This is a genomic window from Allobosea sp. GW821-FHT10B12 (assembly GCF_059415545.1).
This window is the reverse complement of record NZ_JBWKNL010000004.1, coordinates 110,000-126,624: the sequence shown is the minus strand read 5'-3', so window position 1 is coordinate 126,624 and position 16,625 is coordinate 110,000. Positions and strand designations below refer to the sequence as shown.

At 68.2% G+C, this 16,625-nt stretch carries 14 protein-coding genes; 9 read left to right on the top strand and 5 right to left on the bottom strand.

What is annotated here, in order from left to right; all coding sequences use genetic code 11:
* Positions 1–113: 113 nt before the first annotated feature.
* From dnaN to AC07O0_RS15200, 5 genes are all read left to right on the top strand, one after another.
* On the top strand, positions 114–1,232 hold the full coding sequence (gene dnaN, locus AC07O0_RS15220; RefSeq protein WP_137883112.1) for a DNA polymerase III subunit beta: 1,119 nt from the start codon (positions 114–116) through the stop codon (positions 1,230–1,232).
* A gap of 13 nt (positions 1,233–1,245) precedes the next feature.
* On the top strand, positions 1,246–2,373 hold the full coding sequence (recF, locus tag AC07O0_RS15215; RefSeq protein ID WP_494624478.1) for a DNA replication/repair protein RecF: 1,128 nt from the start codon (positions 1,246–1,248) through the stop codon (positions 2,371–2,373).
* A 64-nt stretch (positions 2,374–2,437) separates the two neighbouring features.
* Positions 2,438–3,754: a methyl-accepting chemotaxis protein gene (locus AC07O0_RS15210; protein WP_494624476.1), complete on the top strand. Its 1,317-nt coding sequence runs from the start codon at positions 2,438–2,440 to the stop codon at positions 3,752–3,754.
* A gap of 88 nt (positions 3,755–3,842) precedes the next feature.
* Positions 3,843–4,457 (top strand): LysE family translocator, encoded by a 615-nt coding sequence (locus AC07O0_RS15205; protein WP_494624474.1) that lies wholly within the window; start codon positions 3,843–3,845, stop codon positions 4,455–4,457.
* 1 nt (position 4,458) lies between these two features.
* Positions 4,459–4,812, top strand: coding sequence for a cupin domain-containing protein (locus AC07O0_RS15200; protein ID WP_494624989.1), 354 nt, complete (start codon positions 4,459–4,461; stop codon positions 4,810–4,812).
* A 3-nt stretch (positions 4,813–4,815) separates the two neighbouring features.
* Here the strand turns inward: AC07O0_RS15200 and AC07O0_RS15195 are convergent, their stop codons facing one another.
* Positions 4,816–5,472: an ankyrin repeat domain-containing protein gene (locus tag AC07O0_RS15195; RefSeq protein WP_494624472.1), complete on the bottom strand. Its 657-nt coding sequence runs from the start codon at positions 5,470–5,472 to the stop codon at positions 4,816–4,818.
* Entirely contained in the window at positions 5,469–6,551 is a 1,083-nt protein-coding gene (hrcA, locus tag AC07O0_RS15190) for a heat-inducible transcriptional repressor HrcA (protein WP_494624470.1), read from the bottom strand. Before hrcA ends, AC07O0_RS15195 begins: the two co-directional genes overlap by 4 nt.
* Positions 6,552–6,688: 137 nt before the next feature.
* Here hrcA and rph point away from each other — a divergent pair, with 137 nt between their 5' ends.
* The 4 genes from rph to AC07O0_RS15170 all read left to right on the top strand — a co-directional run bounded on the left by rph (position 6,689) and on the right by AC07O0_RS15170 (position 10,649).
* Complete coding sequence (rph, locus tag AC07O0_RS15185) at positions 6,689–7,405, top strand: ribonuclease PH (RefSeq protein WP_494624468.1); 717 nt, start codon at positions 6,689–6,691, stop codon at positions 7,403–7,405.
* Between the two features lie 4 nt (positions 7,406–7,409).
* Positions 7,410–8,045, top strand: coding sequence for an RdgB/HAM1 family non-canonical purine NTP pyrophosphatase (rdgB, locus tag AC07O0_RS15180; protein ID WP_494624466.1), 636 nt, complete (start codon positions 7,410–7,412; stop codon positions 8,043–8,045).
* A 32-nt stretch (positions 8,046–8,077) separates the two neighbouring features.
* On the top strand, positions 8,078–9,244 hold the full coding sequence (gene hemW / locus AC07O0_RS15175) for a radical SAM family heme chaperone HemW (RefSeq protein ID WP_494624988.1): 1,167 nt from the start codon (positions 8,078–8,080) through the stop codon (positions 9,242–9,244).
* 181 nt (positions 9,245–9,425) lie between these two features.
* The gene (locus AC07O0_RS15170) at positions 9,426–10,649 is read left to right on the top strand and encodes an SMP-30/gluconolactonase/LRE family protein (protein WP_494624464.1); all 1,224 of its coding nucleotides are present in this window, start codon (positions 9,426–9,428) and stop codon (positions 10,647–10,649) included.
* Positions 10,650–10,661: 12 nt separating this feature from the next.
* On the opposite strand, the gene tsaE is transcribed toward AC07O0_RS15170, so the two are convergent.
* The 3 genes from tsaE to ahcY form a co-directional block, all read right to left on the bottom strand.
* Positions 10,662–12,278 carry a tRNA (adenosine(37)-N6)-threonylcarbamoyltransferase complex ATPase subunit type 1 TsaE gene (gene tsaE / locus AC07O0_RS15165; protein WP_494624462.1) on the bottom strand — a complete coding sequence of 539 codons (1,617 nt, stop codon included), beginning with the start codon at positions 12,276–12,278 and terminating at the stop codon, positions 10,662–10,664.
* Positions 12,275–14,719, bottom strand: a complete 2,445-nt coding sequence (locus AC07O0_RS15160; RefSeq protein WP_494624460.1) for a sensor histidine kinase — start codon at positions 14,717–14,719, stop codon at positions 12,275–12,277. The genes tsaE and AC07O0_RS15160 overlap by 4 nt, the downstream gene beginning before the upstream one ends.
* 478 nt (positions 14,720–15,197) lie before the next feature.
* Positions 15,198–16,598 carry an adenosylhomocysteinase gene (ahcY, locus tag AC07O0_RS15155; RefSeq protein ID WP_494624458.1) on the bottom strand — a complete coding sequence of 467 codons (1,401 nt, stop codon included), beginning with the start codon at positions 16,596–16,598 and terminating at the stop codon, positions 15,198–15,200.
* Positions 16,599–16,625 lie beyond the last annotated feature (27 nt).

The following is a 16,625-nucleotide window of genomic DNA, read 5'->3' as shown; positions in this document are numbered from 1 at the left end:
AACTGTGCAGGCCGGTTCGCGCGCCCTTGCGCGCGGGCCGGCCGTCCGGCAATGTCGCGGGCCACCTTTCTGCCTGCCGGCTCGCCGCGGGCGCCAGCATGCCAGAAGACGCCATGAAGGTTACGGTCGAACGCTCCACGCTCCTGAAGTCGCTCGGGCATGTCCATCGTGTCGTCGAGCGGCGCAACACGATCCCGATCCTGTCGAACCTGCTGCTGCGCGGCAGCGAGGACGGGCTGAAGCTGAAGGCAACCGATCTCGACATCGAGGTGGTCGAGACCGTGCCGGCCGATATCGTCGAGCCTGGCGCGACCACCGTGCCCGCCCATACCCTCTACGACATCGTCCGCAAGCTGCCCGACGGCTCGCAAGTCTCGTTGGAGACCACCGGCGAGACCGGCCAGATGCTGCTGCGCTCGGGCCGCTCGCGCTTCACCCTGCAGACCCTGCCGGAAAGCGACTTCCCCGACATCACCGCCGGCGAGATGGCGCATCGCTTCGTGCTGCCGGCCGGCGAGTTCAAGCGCCTGATCGACAAGACGCAGTTCGCGATCTCGACCGAGGAGACGCGCTACTATCTCAACGGCATCTATCTGCACGCGATCGACGTCGACGGGCGCCCGGTGCTGCGCGCGGTCGCGACCGACGGCCACCGCCTCGCCCGCGTCGACACTGCCGCTCCGCAAGGTTCGCTCGGCATGCCCGGCGTGATCGTGCCGCGCAAGGCCGTGGCCGAGATCCAGAAGCTGCTGGAGGATGGCGAGAGCGAAGTCCAGATCGAGCTTTCGGCGACCAAGATCCGTGTCGCCACGGCGGAGGTCGTGCTGACCTCGAAGCTGATCGACGGCACCTTCCCCGACTATCAGCGCGTCATTCCCTCCGGAAACGACAAGCTGCTCACCGTCGACAGGGGCGATTTCGCCGCTTCCGTCGACCGCGTCTCGACGATCTCGTCCGAGCGTGGCCGCGCCGTTAAGCTCTCCATGGCCGATGGCCGGATGACGCTCTCGGTGACCAACCCGGATTCCGGCTCGGCGACCGAGGAGATCGAGGTCGACTACGACGCTGGTCCGCTCGATATCGGCTTCAATGCGCGCTATCTGATGGACATCGCCGCCCAGCTCGACGGCGACACGGCGCTGCTCAAGCTCGCCGACCCGGGCTCGCCGACGGTGATCCAGGACCGCGAAGGTGCATCCGCGCTCTATGTGCTGATGCCGATGCGGGTCTGACCCGCTTGCCGTCTTGACCGCGGTCGCCCGTCTCACGCTGCAGAATTTCCGCTCCTATCCGGCCCTCGATCTTGCGATCGAGGGCCGGCTCGTTGCGCTATGCGGCGAGAACGGCGCCGGCAAGACCAATCTGCTCGAAGCGCTCTCGCTGTTCGCCCCCGGCCGCGGCCTCAGGCGCGCCGACCTCTCCGACATGGTGCGCCAAACCGGCGATGGCGGCTTTGCCGTCTCGATCGAGCTCGCCGATGACGGGGCGAGGCTCGGCATCGGCCTGGAAGCGCCGGACACCGAGGGACGCCGGGCGCGGCTCGCCCGGATCGACGGCGCCCCGGCCGGTTCGGCCCTGGCCTTCAGCGACTATGTCAGGCTGGTCTGGCTGACGCCCGATCTCGACGGGCTGTTCCGCGGCTCGGCCGGCGAACGCCGCCGCTTCCTCGACCGGCTGGTGCTAGCGGTCGATCCCGGCCATGGCACGCGCTCGAACGCACTGGAAAAAGCGCTGCGCTCGCGCAACCGCATCCTCGATGAGAGCCCGCACCAGCAGCGCTGGCTCGACGCGGTCGAACGCGAGATCGCCGAGCTGGGCGTCGCCGTCGCGGCCGCCCGCGCCGAGACGGTAGCGCGGCTTTCCGCCATCATCGCGCAGACCGCGGACGAGGCCTCGCCCTTCCCTCAGGCCGATATCGCGCTGGAGGGCGAGATCGACGCGCTGGTCGCCACCCTGCCGGCGCTCGACGCCGAGGACCGCTATCGCAAGCTGCTGCGGGAGATGCGCCCGCGCGACAAGGCGGCCGGGCGCACCCTCACCGGCCCGCAGGCCTCCGATCTCGCCGTGCGCCATGCCGCCAAGGACATCCCGGCGGGCCAGGGCTCGACCGGCGAGCAGAAGGCCCTGCTGATCGGGCTCGTGCTCGCCCATGCGCGGCTGGTGGCGACGATGAGCGATCTGCCGCCGCTCGTCCTGCTCGACGAGGTCGCCGCCCATCTCGATCCGCGCCGGCGGGCGGCGCTCTATGGGACGCTGGCCGAGCTCGGCTGCCAGGTCTGGATGACCGGCGCCGACCCCGCCTTGTTCGGCGATCTTCCTGATGGGGCGCAACGCTTCCTGGTCACGCCGGGCGAGGTCCGGCAGACTCTTTAAGCGCTTAGCGTCCCTGCCACAGCACGCGAAAGCTGCTTAACCATTTGGTGCGACGCTGATCGCGATGCATCCGTCGCAGCCGTCCTTCACGCAGGCTGAAGCCGCGATCGCCAGCCGCCTGCTGACGATCCTGGAGCCGCATTTCGACGTCTCCACGCGCAAGCTCTACGCCAAGACGTTCAACCGCGATCTCGACCGGCTCGACGTCGCCTCCGACGAGCAGGTCAAGTACCGCAAGCTGTTCAAGCTCGAACTCGACGAGCGCTATCGGCTGGCAAAGCTGCGCATCGTCGGCCGCGCCAACAACCGCGACATCCTGCTCGCCGACTACCCGCAGTTCTTCCTCGAGGACTTCTCGAACTTCCTCGCCGTCCTAGTCGCGCGCTGGAAGCGGCGCTGGGGCCCGGTCGACGAGGCATTGCGCGTCTTCTGCAAGCTCATGCTCACCGACATCTCCTTTTCGCTCGCCTGCTTCGACGACGCGCTGGAAAGGGACGTCGACGATCGGCTCGGCGCGCTCGAACAGGCCTTTCGCAACGGCATTGGCGAACGCATCTCGGCGATCGAGGCGAGCATGGGCGATGTCGCCGGCTTCTCGGGCCAGCTTTCGACCAAGGCCGGCGCAACTTTGTCAGCCCTGTCAGGCACGCAGGAGCGGCCCGAGCAGGTCGCCGCCTCCGTCGCCGAGATCGTCGCGGCGACACGGCAGTTCGAACTCGCCAGCGCCCGCATCTCCCAGGAAACGGCGGGTTCGAGCCGCGCCACCCAGGCGGCGAATGCCGAATGCCACGCGATCAGCGACAGCGTCGCCTTGCTGCAGCAGGCCAGCGACCGTATCGGCAGCCTGGTCGAATTGATCCGCAGCCTGGCCGCGCAGACCAATCTGCTGGCGCTCAACGCCACCATCGAGGCCGCCCGCGCCGGCGAGGCGGGCAAGGGCTTCGCCGTGGTCGCGGCCGAGGTCAAATCGCTCGCCACAGCCACCAACAACGCGACGCAAACCATCCGCCAGGGCGTCGGCGAGGTCGTCGATGCCGGGCGCGCCATTGGGGAAGCCGTGCGCGGGCTCGGCCAGACCATGCAGACGTTGCAGGATAGTGCCGGCGTCGTCGCCGAATCGGTCGCCGGGCAGGCCAGCCATATCCGCTCGATCGCCGAGCGTGCCGAAAGCTCGTCCTCGGGCGTCGACGCCATCGCGCATCATGCCGCACTGGTCGAGGGCCTTGCCCGTGAAGCGGCTGCGCTGGCCCAGCAGGTCGACGGCCGCGTCCGGGCGACCTCGTCGCAATCGCTGGCGCTGGAGCAGTCGATCGGTGATTTCCTCGGCGCGATGGGCAAGGCGCGCGCCGAAAAACGCGGGCGGATCCGCCAGACCGGCTGATCCCTCCCATCACGCAAGGCGATGGGACAGCTCCGGCGCAGGCTGCTAGTCTTGACCGCAACAAGCCGACATGAGGGAGCAGCGCCCTATGGATCTCGCCGGGCTTCTGGTTTTCGCCGGTGTCTATTTTCTCGCCGTCGCCTCGCCGGGGCCGGGCATCGCCGCGATCGTGGCGCGCTCGCTCTCGACCGGGTTCCGGCGCGCCGTGCCCTTCGTGCTCGGCATCGCCGCGGCCGACCTGATCTGGCTGACCTTCTCGGCGCTCGGCTTGACGCTGCTGATGCAGAGCTTCCACGGGCTCTTCCTGGCGATCAAATATGCCGGCTGCGCCTATCTCATCTATCTCGCCTGGAAGCTCTGGACCGCACCGGTGAAGAGCCTGGAGGATCAGCCGGCAATGGGCGGCGAGGGCATCCGCCTCTTCCTCGGCGGCCTGGCGCTGACGCTCGGCAACCCCAAGGTGATGGTGTTCTTCATCTCGATCCTGCCGCTGGTCGTCGACCTCAAGGCGCTGACGCCGCTCGCCTTCGTCGAAGTCACCGTGCTGACCATGTTGATCATCAACACCACCCTGCTCGGCTACGCTTTCCTGGCCGACAGGGCGCGGCGACTAGTGTCGAGCCCCAAGACGATGCGCCGGATCAACCGCATCACCGGCGGCGTGATGGCGGGCGCTGCAGCGGCGATCGCGGCGCGTGGCTGAGATGGCGGGCAAGGCCGGGGCGCCGCACGCCATCGCACTAGAGGACTGGACCGAAACGCCCGGCGCCTGGCATGGCGAGGTGCAGGACTTCGGTGGCGAGGTCTCGCTGATCTTCGTCCGGGCCGAGCCGGGCAAAGGGCCGCGGCTGCACAGCCACCCCTATCCCGAGACCTTCATCGTGCGAGCCGGGCGGGCGCTCTACACGATCGGCGAGCGAGAAATCGAGGCCGGGCCGGGAGAGATCCTGGTGGTTCCGGCCGGCGTGCCGCATAAATTCCGCAGCCTCGGGCCGGAGACGCTGGAGTCGATCGACATCCACGCCAGCGAGCGCTTCATCACCGACTGGCTGGAATAGCGGTCAGCGCCCGCCGGCTGCCGCGATCAATTTGGCGACCTCGCTCTGGCCGCGCTTGCGGGCATGCTGGAGCGGGCTGATGCCGTCCTTGTCGGCGAGATTGGGATTGGCGCCGGCATCGAGCACGAGCTTCGCCACCTGCTGATGGCGCGGGCCGCCATCGCCGAGGATCACGATCTCCAGAAGGCAGGTCCAGCCGAGATTATTGACGTGATTCACGTCGATGCCTGATGTCAGGAGCAACTTGGCCGTCTCGACATGAGCGCGCTCGCAGGCCGGGATCAGCGCATTGCCGCCATAGCGATTGCGGATCGTGAGGTCTGGCTTGAGCGGTAGCATCGCCGCGATGATCTCGGTGCGGCCGCTGGCGCCGGCGAGCAGCCAGGGCGTGTCCTGGTTTGCCGCCTGGGCATTCGGGCTGGCGCCCGCCGCGAGCAGCGCCTTGGCGACAGCGGCGTGGTTGCCGGCGACGGCGAGCAGGAGCGGCGTCTGGCGCTGGCCGTCGCGCTGTTCGAGATCGGCCTTGGCGGCGATCAGGCGGTTCACCGCGGCGAGATCGCCACGGCTCGCAGCTTCGAGCAAGCCATCTCTCGCCTCGCTTGCTCCGGTCATCAGCAGCACTCCCGCCAGGATCGCGGCGGCCCGCGGCAACCGCTTCATCGCCCGCTGTCGAGCAGGCGCCCGACCACCTTGGCGGTGTAATCCACCATCGGCACGATCCGGGCATAGTTCAGCCGGGTCGGGCCGATGATGCCGACGACGCCGACGATGCGCTGGCCGCCATCGCGGAAGGGCGCGGCGATGATCGAGGAACCCGACATCGAGAACAGCTTGTTCTCCGAGCCGATGAAGATGCGCACGCCGTCGCCGGCTTCGGCCCGCGAGAGCAGGTCGATCAGCTCGGTCTGCGTCTCCAGATCGGCGAAGAGCAGGCGGATGCGCTCGAGATCCTCCTGCGCCTTCAGATCCTCGAGCAGATTGGCCTGGCCGCGCACGATCAGGTGGCGGTCGCCCGAGGGGCCGGAGGTCGTGGCGATGCCCGTCTCGACCAGCCTTGCGGTCAGCTCGTCGAGTTCGCGCTCCATCTCTATGCGGCTGTCGGCGATCTCGCGGCGAAGCTCGTCCAGCGTCTTGCCGACGATGCGGGCATTGAGGAAGTTCCCGGCCTCGACCAGCGCCGATGCCGGCAGGCCCGCCGGCAGCGCCAGGATGCGGTTCTCGACCGTGCCGTCATCGGCGACGAGCACGGCGAGCGCGCGGCCGGCATCGAGCCGGACGAACTCGATATGGCGCAGGCGGGCATTGGCCTTGGTGGTGACGACGACGCCGGCGCCGCGCGACAGGCCCGACAGCAGAGCGGAAGCCTCGGTCAGCGTCTGGTCGAGCGAGCGGTTGCTGGCGGCGGCCCTGATCTGCGCCTCGATGCGACCGCGCTCGTCCGAGGTGAGGTTGCCGACCTCCATCATGCCGTCGACGAAGAAGCGCAGCCCGCGCTCGGTCGGCAGCCGCCCGGCCGAGGTATGCGGGGCGTAGATCAGCCCGGCCATCTCCAGATCGGTCATGACATTGCGCACCGTCGCCGGCGACAGCGCGATCGGCAGCAGGCGGGCGATGTTGCGCGAGCCGACCGGCTCGCCGGTCGTGAGATAACCGTCGACGATCTGGCGAAAGATCTCGCGCGAGCGCTGGTCGATCTCGACCAGGCCGCCGGGCGAATCCGGGCGGATATGGGCGCTCATCGCCTGGTGAACAGCCTCGTGACCATGCCCCATTGTCCCCGGCGCGGGCGGCCGGATCAAGCCCTTGCGCGCCCTCGCCTTGCCGCTGTCGTGCTAAGCGCCTACAAGCCGCGGACTTCAGAAGACAGGATGACATGATGAGACCCTCGAAGCGCGCAGCCGACGAGATGCGCAAGGTCACGCTGGAACGCGGCGTGGTGCGCTATGCCGAAGGCTCATGCATGGTCACCTTCGGCGAGACCAAGGTGCTCTGCGCCGCGACCGTCGAGGAAAAGGGGCCGCCCTGGCTGCGCGGCACCGGCAAGGGTTGGGTCACCGCCGAATATTCGATGCTGCCGCGCGCCACGCATGAGCGCACCCGCCGCGAGGTCACCTCGGGCAAGCCGTCCGGTCGGACGCAGGAGATCCAGCGCCTGGTCGGACGCTCGCTTCGCGCGGTGGTCGACCTGACCGCGATCGGCGAGCGCCAGATCGTCGTCGACTGCGACGTGCTCCAGGCCGATGGCGGGACCCGCACCGCCTCGATCACCGGCGCCTGGGTCGCGCTGCACGACGCGCTGAAGTGGATGGAGGGGCGCGGCATGCTGAAGGGCGCCAATCCGCTGAAGGACCATGTCGCCGCCGTCTCCTGCGGCATCGTCGCCGGCAATCCGGTGATCGATCTCGACTATGTCGAGGATTCCGGCGCGCAGACCGACGCCAACTTCGTCATCACCGGCGCCGGCGGCCTCGTCGAGGTGCAGGGCACGGCCGAGGGTGCGCCTTTCAGTGAGGACGAGCTGATGGCCCTGCTGAAGCTCGCCAAGGGCGGCATCGGCAAGCTGGTCGCCCTGCAGAAGGCTACGGTGGCCTGACGCCATGAGCGAACCCCGCCTCCTCGCCGGCAAGGTCGTGATCGCGACCCACAACCAGGGCAAATTGCGCGAGATGCGCGAATTGATGGCGCCCTATGGGATCGAGCTGGTCTCGGCCGGCGAGCTCGGCCTGCCCGAGCCCGAGGAGGACGGCTACATGTTCGCCGAGAACGCCGCGATCAAGGCGGTCGCAGCCGCCAAGGCCTCCGGCCTGCCGGCGCTCGCCGACGATTCCGGCATCTGCATCGACGCGCTCGACGGCGCGCCCGGCCTGTTCTCGGCCAACTGGGCCGGACCGGGCAAGGACTTCAAGCCGGCCATGGCGCGCGTGCTCGCCGAGCTGGCAAAACGCGGCGCGACCATGCCGGAGCAGCGCAAGGCGCATTTCGTCTCGGCTTTGGTGATTGCCTGGCCGGACGGGCATCAGGAATTGTTCGAGGGCCGTGTCTTCGGTGAGATCGTCAGCGAGCCGCGCGGCGACAAGGGCTTCGGCTATACGCCGATTTTCAAGCCGGCCGGCCATGACAGGACGTTCGGCGAGATGAGCAATATCGAGAAGAGCGGCGATGGCACCGCTCTGTCTCATCGTGCCCGCGCTTTTGCGCTGCTCGCCGCCGCCTGCCTGAGGAAGCCCGCTTGACGTCCGCAGCCGCCTTGGCGCGGCGGCCCGGCATGCCGGCACACCCGACCGTGGGTGCCGGCTTTGCCGTTTATGTGCACTGGCCGTTCTGCCTGGCCAAATGCCCGTATTGCGACTTCAACTCCCATGTCCGGCACCAGCCGCCGGACCAAGCACGCTACATCGCCGCCTTCCGCCGAGAGATCGCCCAGCGCGCCGCACTCGCGCCCGGACGCACGGTCTCCTCGATTTTCTTTGGTGGCGGCACGCCCTCGCTGATGGAAGGCGCGACCGTCGGCGCGATCCTCGATGCGATCGGCGAACACTGGACCGTCGCGCCCGACTGCGAGATCTCGCTGGAGGCCAATCCGACCAGCGTCGAGGCCGGCCGCTTCCGCGATTTCCGCGCAGCCGGCGTCAACCGCGTCTCGCTCGGCGTGCAGGCGTTGAACGATGCCGATCTCAAGGCGCTCGGCCGGATGCATTCGGCCCAGGAAGCGCTCGATGCTGTCGCGATCGCCCGGCGCTATTTCGAGCGCTATTCCTTCGACCTGATCTATGCCCGCTCGCCGGAGCAGACGCCGGCGCTGTGGCAGGCCGAGCTCGAGCTGGCGATCAGCCATGCCGCCGAGCATCTCTCGCTCTACCAGCTCACCATCGAGCCCGGCACGGCCTTCGACCAGCTCTTCCGCGCCGGCAAGCTCGCCATTCCCGATCCCGATGCGGGCGCGGCGCTCTACGAGCTGACGCAGGAGATCACGGCCAAGCACGGCCTGCCGGTCTACGAGATCTCGAACCATGCCCGGCCGGGCTCGGAATGCCGGCACAACCTAGTCTACTGGCACTATGGCGAATATGCCGGTGTCGGGCCGGGCGCCCATGGCCGGCTGGTGACGGCAGACGGCCGCTATGCCCAATCGACCGAGAAGCGACCGGAAGCCTGGCTGGAGCGAATCGAGGCCGGCGGTGACGCGCTGATCGAGAACGAGAAGCTCTCTGCCGAAGCGCAGGGCGACGAATACCTGCTGATGGGTCTGAGACTCGTCGAAGGCATCGATCTCGACGTCTTCGAGGGGCTGGCCGGCCGCAAGCTCAACGGCAACCGGATCGGCAGCCTGATCGCCGAGGGCTTCCTCGCCCGCAAACCGAATGGCCGCCTCGCCGCGACGCCGGAAGGTGCGCTCTTGCTCGACGCACTGGTCGCCGATCTCGCGGCCTGAGGATTGATCGCGGCCGTGCTCTCCGGACTCGGTATCATTAAACCGATTTAGGTGAATGAGAAGCCCTGCTGGGACAGGGCTCGCTATGACCGGGCGGTCGCCTTCCGCCACGTCACCGCCGCAATCGGCGCCCCCGATGCCCGGGTAAAGAACGGCACAGTTCAACCTAGGGAGGTCACCGATGCAAAAAAGCACGATCGATGAATCACGTCCCGCATTGTCACGACGCCGCCTGTTGCAGGCCGCGGGAGCCGGAGCGCTCGTAGCCGCCGCCGATACGGCCTTGGCACAAGCCCCAGCCGCCCGGCCCGGCCCACCCAGCACGATCACCACGCCGCCGCGCGATTTCAGCCGCAGCGGCGCGCCAACCACCTATTTCTGGGATCCCGACGTCATCGCCGTCGATCCCGCCTTCGAGGGGCTGGCCCAGCCCAATGCACCGATCCAGCGGCTCTGGACCGGGGCACTCTGGGCGGAAGGCCCGGCTTGGAATGCGCAGGGGCGCTATCTCGTCTGGAGCGACATCCCGAACAACCGGCAGATGCGCTGGCTCGAGGATGATGGCCGCGTCAGCGTCTTCCGGACGCCGTCGGGCAACAGCAACGGCAACAGCTTCGACTTCCAGGGCCGGCAGCTCTCCTGCGAGCACCTGAACCGCCGTGTCGTGCGCTACGAGCTCGACGGCTCGGTGACGATCCTCGCCGACAAGTTCGACGGCAAGCGGCTGAATTCACCGAACGACGTCGTGCAGCATCCCGACGGCAGCTACTGGTTCACCGATCCGCCCTATGGCGGCCAGCTCTATGAGGGCGCGCCCGATGCGGCCGGTGGGCCGAGCAACACCAGCGGCAAGATCAATCCACGCCTCGGCCAGCCGCCGGAGATCGGCTTCTACAAGCGGGAATTGCCGACGAACTGCTACCGGATCGATCCGAGCGGCCGGGTCGACCTCGTCGTCACCGAGCAACAGGTGCCCGATCCGAACGGCCTGTGCTTCTCGCCGGACTTCAAGAAGCTCTACGTCGCCTCGACCGGCAAGGGCCCGGGCGACACCGGCCCCGGCGGCAAGGGCGACATCCACGTCTTCGATGTTGGCGCCGACAACAAGCTCTCCAACGGCAAGCTGTTCTCCGACTGCATGGTCGACGGGGTGAAATGCGGGCCGGACGGTTTGCGCTGCGACGTGCAGGGCAATCTCTGGGCCTCCAGCAATGCCGGGCGCGCGGTCGGCTACAATGGCGTGCTCTGCTTCAACCCGGAGGGCAAGCTGATCGGTCGCATCCGGCTGCCGGAGGTCTGCGGCAATGTCTGCTTCGGTGGACCCAAGCGCAACCGGCTGTTCATGGCGGCGAGCCAGTCGCTCTATGCGGTCTATTTGGGCACGCAGGGGGCGGCGCCGGGCTGAGGATAGCCCGGCTCAGGCCTCGCCTTGCTCCGGCTCGGGCCGGTCCTGCTCCGCAGGATCGGCCTCGGCTTTTACGTCCCGCGTCTCCTGCCCGGCATAGAGCTTCGGCAGATGGGTCTCGTACCAGGCCTTCAGCTCGGCAAGTGCCGGCTGTTCAAGATTGCGGCGCAGATAGGCCTCGATGCGTGGCAGGTGCTTGAGATAGCCGGGCTTGCCGTCGCGGCGGTCGAGGCGGGCGAAGATGCCGGCGATCTTGGTGTTGCGCTGGGCGCCGAGGATCGCATAGGCGCGGGCGAAACCCGGTACGTCGAAGCTCGGATCGGTGCCGCGGCGCGCCCCCGCATAGGCGGCGAGCAGGCGCAATTCCAGCGCTGCGGGTACGTCGACCCGGGCATCCTGCCCGAGCGCTACTAGATCATAGCCGGGATGGCCGAGCACCGCGTCCTGGAAATCGATCAGGCCGAGCCTGGCATGGCCGACACGGTCGGCCAGCCAGAGCAGGTTCGGCGAGTGATAATCGCGCAAGGTCCAGGTCGCCGGCGTCTCGAAGAGCTCGTCGAAGAGCTTGTCCCAGATCCGGCTGAACTCGGCCCGCGTCACAGCCGGCAAGGTCACCCCGGCAATGTGCGGGGCATACCAGTCGAGCACCAGCTCGGTCTCGATCGCGAGCGCCTCGCGGTCATAGTCCGGCAGGACATGGTCGCGCCCTTCCGCCACCGGCAGGATCGTCGGCAAGGCGTGCCGATGCAGTTCGGCAAGCAGGCGGGCCGCGGCCTCGTAGCGCTCCGGAATCGGGCCGTCCGCATCCACGACCGGCTCGGCGCCGAGATCCTCGGTGATCAGGAGACCGGTGACGAGGTCCTGCGCCAGGATCTCTGGCGCGGAGAGGCCGAGCGAGCGCAGGCCCTTGTCCATGGCGACGAAGGCGTCGACGGTTTCCGCGAGATGGGCGATGGCGCTGTAGGGCTTGCCCTGGCGGATCGCCGGCCCGTCCGCGCGCGGCGGCGAGATCATCAGGATCGCGGTTTCGCCCGACGGCCTGATCAGGCGCTCATAGGCGCGGCTCGAAGCGTCGCCGAGCATGAATTCGCGCTTGGCCTCGCTCCAGCCGGCCTCGTCGATCAGCCGGCGCGCGCCGATCGCGAGCGCCAGCCGCTGGCGCCAGAGCACGCCGCCGGAGAGCGTCGCGATCCGGCCCTGCTCGGGATTGTCGGGATCGACCTCGAGCACGATATCGAGCCGACGGCCCGCCGGCAGGCGCGTTCCGGCCCGATCCGGCCATTCGACGATGGTGACGGCGAGGTCGAGGTCCTCGATCAGGCCGATATCGTCGAGCTCGTCGGGCGAGCGGACGCGATAGAGATCAGCGTGGAGCAGGAGGCCGCGTGGGCTGTCATAGCTCTGCACCAGGGTAAAGGTCGGGCTCGGCGCCTCCAGCGCCGGATCATCGGCAAGGCGGCGCAGCATCGCCCGCGCCAGCAGCGACTTGCCGGCGCCGAGATGGCCGGAGAGCGCGACGATGTCGCCGGTCTTCAGGATGTCGGCAATGTCCTCGGCCAGCCGCACCGTTGCGGTCTCGCTCGGCAGGATGACGACATGGGTGCCCGCCCGCGCAGCCTCGTCACTCATTCAGCAGCGTCCGAGATGCGCATGCCCTCGGGCGGAAAGACGGCGGTGACGCGCGTGCCCTGGCCCAGCGCCGAATCGAGCTCGACGCGGCCGCCATGCAGTTCGACGATCGAGCGCACCATCGACAGGCCGAGCCCGACGCCGCGATGGCGCGACCCGAGCGAATGGCTCTCGAAGCGGTCGAATACCTTCTCCTTGACCTCGTCCGGGATGCCGCGGCCCTCGTCGGCGACGGTGATGCGGATCTCGCCGCCATAGCGGCCGGCGCTGACACGGATGGTCTGGCCCGGCTGCGAGAAGCCGATCGCGTTGGAGAGCAGGTTGAACAGGATCTGGCGCAGGCGCTTGGGATCGGCGCGCAGCGGCCCGGTCTGAGGGGCGATGTCGACCTGCAGCTTGAGCTTGCTGTCGGCGAGGCGGTCCTGCAGCCCGGTCGCGGCCTGGGCAATGGTCTTGGCGACATCGACCTCCTCGAGATCGAGGGCGAGCGCGCCATTGTCGATCGAGGCGAGATCGAGAATGTCATTGATGATGGCGAGCAGCGCCCCGGAGGAGCGCACGATATGGCCGGCATAGTCGCGCTGCTTGTCGTTCAGCGCGCCCACCGTCTCCTCGCCGAGCAATTGCGCGAAGCCGATGATGTTGGTCAGCGGCGAGCGCAGTTCGTAGGAGACGTGGTGGACGAATTCCTCGCGCAGCCGCGAGACGCGCTCCAGGGCGTCGTTGCGCTCGGTCAGCGCCCGCTCGACGTTCACGCCGGCGGTGACGTCGGCGAAGGTGATCAGCGTCGCGCCGTCGGGCAGCGGTGCGGCGGTGCAATCGAGCACCATGCCGTCGCGGCGCTCCATATGGCAGCGATAGTCCTCGCGCGCATCGCGCACGCCGGCGACGGCGCTGCGGATCTCGGTCCAGACGGCATCATCCGGGAAGAGCGGCCGGCTCAGGGCCACGACCTCGTCGATATGCGGCGACGCAGCGGCGCGCTCGGGCGAGAGCTTCCAGAGCTGGGCGAAGGCCGGGTTGGAGAGCTTGAGGCGGCCATCCGAGCCGAACACGGCGACGCCTTCGCGCAGTGAGTCGAGCGTCTCGCGCTGGGTGCGCGAGAGCGCGTTGAAGCGCGATTCGAGGGTGAAACGCTCGGTCTCGTCATCGAAAAGATAAGTGACGCCGCCCTGCGGGTTCGGGCTGGCGACGACATGGACGGTACGCCCGTCAGGCAGGTACCACCAGTCCTCGCTGGCGCGCGTCGCGGTATAGGCGGCGTGGACCTGGGCTTTCCAGGTGCGGTAGTCGCCGAGCTCGGGCAGGCGGCGTTCGGTCCGCAGGCGATCGAGGATCTCGCCATCGCCCGGGCTCGAATCGAGGAAGCCGGGGTCGAGCGACCAGAGCACCTCGTAGCCGCTGTTGCGATAGACCAGACGCTGCGAAGCGTCGAAGACGGCGACGCCGGTCTTCAGCCGGTCGAGGGTGCGCACATGCGCATCCATCTGGCGCTGCAGGTCGGCGCGGACCGCCTCCAGCTCGCTCATATCGGTGGCGATGCCGGCATAGCCCGAGGGCGTCGGCGTCTCCATGACATCGACGATGCGGCGCTGACCAGCCATCACCACCGGCGCGCGCAGCTGGAAGACGCGGCCGTCCTTGCGAGCCTTGGCAGCCGCCTCGCGCTCGCTGCGGTCGAACAGGTCGAGCCCGGCCGTGACCGCCTGCTGGCTGTCCGAAGCCTCGACGGCGCGGGCATAGGCGGCGTTGACCCAGGTCAGGCGGCCATCAGTGGCGCGCATCCAGACAGGTTGCGGCACACCGGCGAGCAATGTCGTGAGCGCGGCATGGTCGCTGGCGAGCTTGCTCAGCTCGCCTTCCAGCGCCAGCGCCCGGGCGCGCTCGCCGTCGACCTCGCGCAGGCGGATCACGGCGCGGCCGGCAACCGGCCGCCCTTCTGCATCGACATAGCGGCCAGCCTTGGCCTTGAAGGTGAAGGCGAAGGCCTCGCCGTGCTCCTTGAGGGCCTCGGTCGCGAGTTCGAGCCGTTTCGCTTCGGCTGGCGGCGCCCAGCTGCCATAGGCCAGCGCCGGGGCGGAGCCGCCGATGCCGAGGAAGCCGCTGTCGCCCTCGACCATCGGGCTCGCCTTCGGCCCGTCCCAGCTCAACACAACCTGCCGGTCGGCCGCCAGAAGAGCGCCCAGCCGGTCCTGGTGGCCGCGCGTCGCCTCGAGCCCGGCGGCGAGCTCGCCTTCCCGCCTTGTCCAGCGCGAGCGCTCGCGGACATAGAGGATCGACGTGGTGGTGGCGAAGACGACGAGCCCGACGAAGATCAACGAAAGGCCGCCGGTGCTGAGCCAGTCGGCCCGCATGGGAAGCAACGCCTCGGCCTGGGCGAGAGCGGGAGCCGGCGCGGCGCCGGCAAGCCCGGGCAGGAGGAAGCGGACCGCTCCGTTCATCTCCCATCCGGCCTGCTTTGCCCGTCTCATTCTCGCGTCCATCCTGTCCCAAGCCAGCCTATGGCCGTGATCGGCAGGGTGTCGCCAACACGACAGCCGGCCATGGTTCCCCTGAAGGACCCACACCCGCAACCCCCGCAAAGCCACCGCTGCACGAAACCGGGCGCCGCATGCGAAGCCTGCCGGCAGCCCGAATCAGTGCCACTGTAATCACCGCAGGACTCCGGCAGGAAGTGCTTAATCGACAGTAAAGGCCGAATGGCGACGGCAGAGCTCGGCGCCAAACGGAACGGGTCCACAAGTTGATGCCAACCGGGCGCGAGCATCTATTAGTAGTACCCAAAGCGGCGAACACCCCCAGAATGCAAAAGAGCCCGGCACGAGGCCGGGCTCCTTGAGAGCAGGTGTGACATCCGGAAGGACAGGATCCGGATGACGCGATGCGCCGCCGCCCGGATCCAGCCGGGCAGAACCCGGATCAGTAGCGGTAGAGCTCCGGCTTGAACGGGCCGGTCTGCGCCACGCCGATATACTTCGCCTGGGCGTCGTTGAGCTTGGTCAGCTTGGCGCCGACCTTGGCGAGGTGAAGCGCCGCGACCTTCTCGTCGAGATGCTTGGGCAGGGTATAGACCTTGTTCTCGTACTTGCTGTGGTGGTTCCAGAGCTCGACCTGGGCCAGCGTCTGGTTCGAGAACGAGCAGGACATCACGAAGGAGGGGTGGCCGGTCGCATTGCCGAGGTTCACCAGGCGGCCTTCCGAGAGCAGGATGATGCGCTTGCCGTCGGGGAACTCGATCTCGTCGACCTGCGGCTTGACGTTGTCCCACTTGAAGTTCTTGAGGCCGGCGACCTGGATCTCCGAGTCGAAGTGGCCGATGTTGCAGACGATGGCGCGGTGCTTCATCGCGCGCATGTGGTCGACGGTGATGACGTCGAGATTGCCGGTCGCGGTCACGAAGATGTCGGCGCGCGGCGCGGCGTCCTCCATGGTGACGACCTCGTAGCCCTCCATCGCCGCCTGCAGGGCGCAGATCGGATCGATCTCGGTGACGAGCACGCGGCAGCCGGCCTGGCGCAGCGAGGCGGCCGAGCCCTTGCCGACGTCGCCATAGCCGGCGACGACCGCGACCTTGCCCGACATCATCACGTCGGTGCCGCGGCGGATGGCGTCGACCAGCGACTCGCGGCAGCCATAGAGGTTGTCGAACTTCGACTTGGTGACGCTGTCGTTGACGTTGATCGCCGGGAACGGCAGGCGGCTGGCCTTGGCGAGCTCGTAGAGGCGGTGCACGCCCGTGGTGGTCTCCTCGGAGACGCCCTTGATCGCGGCGCGGGTCTTGGTGAACCAGCCCGGATTGGCCTTCAGCTCGCGCTTGATCAGCGCGAAGAAGATCGTCTCTTCCTCATTGCCCGGCTTGTCGAGGAAGGCGGCGTTGCCGGCCTCGGCCTCGGCGCCGAGGATGATCAGCATGGTCAGGTCGCCGCCATCGTCGAGGATCATGTTCGGGGTGCCGCCGTCGCCCCAGGTCGCGGTGCGCAGCACGTACTCCCAGTACTCTTCCAGCGTCTCGCCCTTGATGGCGAAGACCGGGGTGCCGGTGGCGGCGATCGCGGCGGCGGCGTGGTCCTGGGTCGAGAAGATGTTGCAGGACGACCAGCGGACGTCGGCGCCGAGTTCCTTCAGGGTCTCGATCAGCACAGCGGTCTGGATGGTCATGTGCAGGCAGCCGGCGATGCGGGCGCCCTTGAGCGGGGCCTTGCCCTTGTGCTCAGCGCGGATCGCCATCAGGCCCGGCATCTCGTCCTGGGCCATGTTGATTTCCTTGCGGCCGTAATCCGCAAGCGCGATGTCCTTGACGACGTAATCCTGCTTCGACACGGGAGCGCTCCAATCGATCGTGCTTTG